This window comes from Flavobacterium sp. (genome assembly GCF_029242675.1).
Lineage (GTDB): Bacteria > Bacteroidota > Bacteroidia > Flavobacteriales > Flavobacteriaceae > Flavobacterium.
In genome coordinates, this window is the sequence record NZ_JAQWTM010000183.1 from 1 (window position 1) to 2,948 (window position 2,948).

The 2,948-nt window shown below is 31.0% G+C and carries 3 protein-coding genes and 1 tRNA gene; 1 reads left to right on the forward strand and 3 read right to left on the reverse strand.

The annotated features are described in order from the left end of the window. Positions 1 to 44 precede the first annotated feature (44 nt). Positions 45 to 118, forward strand: a tRNA-Ala gene (locus tag P8M54_RS07030). 213 nt (positions 119 to 331) lie between these two features. On the opposite strand, the gene P8M54_RS07035 is transcribed toward P8M54_RS07030, so the two are convergent. The 3 genes from P8M54_RS07035 to P8M54_RS07045 all read right to left on the reverse strand — a co-directional run. Next, positions 332 to 1,243: an Abi family protein gene (locus tag P8M54_RS07035; protein ID WP_300286631.1), complete on the reverse strand. Its 912-nt coding sequence runs from the start codon at positions 1,241 to 1,243 to the stop codon at positions 332 to 334. 711 nt (positions 1,244 to 1,954) lie between these two features. Continuing rightward, entirely contained in the window at positions 1,955 to 2,455 is a 501-nt protein-coding gene (locus P8M54_RS07040; RefSeq protein ID WP_300286632.1) for a GreA/GreB family elongation factor, read from the reverse strand. Positions 2,456 to 2,770: 315 nt separating this feature from the next. Beyond that, positions 2,771 to 2,948, reverse strand: a 178-nt coding sequence (locus P8M54_RS07045; RefSeq protein ID WP_300286634.1) for an aldehyde dehydrogenase family protein, incomplete at its 5' end; no start/stop codon positions are given.

Genomic DNA, 2,948 nt, shown 5'->3' on the forward strand with positions numbered 1-2,948 from the left:
ATTGCCTTTTGAATTATAAATAATACTATATTTGTTGCAGTATTGGGGGATTAGCTCATTTGGCTAGAGTGCTTGCCTGGCAGGCAAGAGGTGACCGGTTCGAATCCGGTATTCTCCACAAACAACACTGTTAATCAGTTATTTCAATTATAACACGTGGTTTTACACCCAAAAATTATTTTTGAACTATATAATTAAAAAACTAAATTTTCAAAAAGCCAACTAAATAGTTGGCTTTTTCTATGAGTAAAAGTGAAGTCTAATAATAATTTGAATAGGTTAATTTTTATTGATTTGTTTAACTGCGATGTTATTTTATATAATATTTTATCTACTTCCAAAGTGGTTCATTATGCCAGTTAGGTTTCATACCGAGAGCATTTGGGTCAACGTTAGGATACTTTTCAAATAAAAGTTTCAATTTTGGAGTAAATTCATTTTTAGGTATGATTGTATTTAATAGATACTTCATTAAACACATGTGCACGTACAATTTACTAAATTCATGTTGCTTTGGAATATTTCCATCTTGGTCAATCCATGGATGAGGAGGCTTTGGTAACAATTTGACCGTACTCGGTAAGTTTCTATTCCAAAGTCGTGAATGGTGCGCACAAAAATTTCGAATTTGAGCAATAGATTGTAACCAACTAGGCAAAAAAGTATGGTTTACTGCTCCAAATTCTTTAGCAATTAAATCTTTTGATTTTACTGAATTCTTTAAATTTCCATACAATTTTGAAAGGGCACCAAAACTAGTTTGTTCTAGTGACTTCCATGCTGGAGGAAACCTGCCATCATCTTTATGTTTTTTCCTATGGTTAGTTATTGCAACATCTTTAGAACGTTCGATTTCGCCTTCTAAATTGGACAAAGTTTTAACTAACTCTTTACTATTATCAAATAGGTCAAAGTTTTGAAACCACCATGGGTCAAACTCAAGAGATAGATAATAAATCAACTTAGTACGTAAACTAATTTCGATTTTCTCTATAACATCAAACAAAAGTAGGCGTAGTTCTGCGTCAAAATTATATAATGCAATCACATCCATAAAATTACTATTAGGCTTAAAAATGTGATTTTCTTTATCTGACTGCATAACATACCAATATTCCCCTAATCTATAATAACTGATGTTGATAAGATACTTTTCAGCGATGCGAGGATACTTAATTTGCAAACCTCTTTCTTGTAGTTGGGACACTTGTTGATCAAGTGTAAATGCTTTTTTATCAAACATAAAGAGCTATTAAGGAAGTCAATAGAATAGCTATAAAAGCAAAAGACACACCCTGGGACGCTGTTCTAATGGGTAGCGTGGTGTGTACTGTTGTTGCAAAAGTACAATATTTATTTATTTGTGCAATCATAATAATATATTTTCATTGAAGAGTAATCATTTATTTCAAATTTAAATCATTTAATAATTTAAATATACATTCTTTATTTTACAATAGGTTTCCAATACCAAACCATACTATCAACTAAGTTTGTTATCATTAGAGTCAATATTTTCAAATCAAATGTAAATCACTACCAAGTGGCTATCCACGATTAAAACTTGCCTATTATCTCATTCAAAATTTAACTTAACGTCTTTAAAATAGATTTAATTCATATTAGATTTTAAGAAATCTCGAATTGGTGCCGCTAAACAAAATGAGTATTTGTACCAACTGGATAATTCTTTAATTTTCTTTAAAAATTATTAAATGTCATAAACTCTCGGTGGAACTATAACAATATTAAAGATTTCGATTGCTAGTGAGTTAATTAAATTTTATAACTAAGCGGTATTTATTTAAGTAGATATGATAGTCAATATACCTTAATAAATAATAGAATTTAAAAAATACTACAATGTTTCACTACTAATACTCATCGATAAAATAAAAAATATGACCATCTCAGGTCTTATCATCAAACAATAATGTGACTTCGGGTATTGCTTTCAATACTCAATACCCAAAATTTTAAACTCCCTATCTTCTGTAGCTAATTTAAGTACAGCCACATCACCTACTTTTTTATTAACTAAGATTCTTGCTATGGGAGAAATAAACGAAATCTTAGCTTTAGCAATATTCGCTTCGTCTACTCCCACTATTTGGTATTTCTGGACCTTTTTATCGTTTCCTATTTGCATGCTTGTTAGTGCACCAAATCGTATTTCGTCATGTGGTTGCTTCTCTAAATCAACTACTTTTCCGCTAGCAATCCTTTGGTTTAGTAATTGTAATTTGGCGTTGATATAGTTGATCGCAATGCGTCTTTCATTTTCATCGGTGTTTTGAACTGTTTCTATTTCGTTTAATAACGTTTCTTTTTCCTGTAATAATTCATCCATTCCGTTTGGCGTTAGGTAGTTTACCATTCCGTCAGGTAAATCAGCTCTTGGCGGCACTATCGGAATTAATTCTTGATCATCTTCTTTTACAAATCCTCTACTCATAATCTATATTTTTTCTATTAAAATACTAACACCAAAGCATGCTATTTTATGCCTTGATACTATTAATTAGTATCTCAATATTTTTAAATTTCAGCTAACTACAAAATTTTAGTACTTTCCACAACCCATTGATTGCAAGCTTACATACCAGAAATTAGGGCAATTACTAAGTTACAAAATATCCTTTTTTTGGTTGTACTATACCTGCCATCTTTAAGAAAACTTTAGCGCTTTGAAGCCCCAAAACGAAACTATTAGAAACAAAAAAACCTCGGAAAATCCGAGGTTTTAAAATTGTAATTGTATTGCTTTAGATTAAAAGAAACCCATTGGTTTTTTATCATACGAGATTAACATGTTTTTTACAACACGGTAATGGTCTAATGCCATTTTGTGATTCTCACGTCCAAAACCTGATTCTTTTACTCCACCAAATGGTGCGTGAGCTGGATACGTATGGTATTGATTTACCCATACTCTACCTGCTTGAATA

What these genes read in the sequence shown, in the direction of transcription:
- P8M54_RS07040 (WP_300286632.1), bottom strand. Translation starts at nt 2,455, where the DNA reads ATGAGTAGAGGATTTGTAAAAGAAGATGATCAAGAATTAATTCCGATA.
- P8M54_RS07035 (WP_300286631.1), bottom strand. Translation starts at nt 1,243, where the DNA reads ATGTTTGATAAAAAAGCATTTACACTTGATCAACAAGTGTCCCAACTA.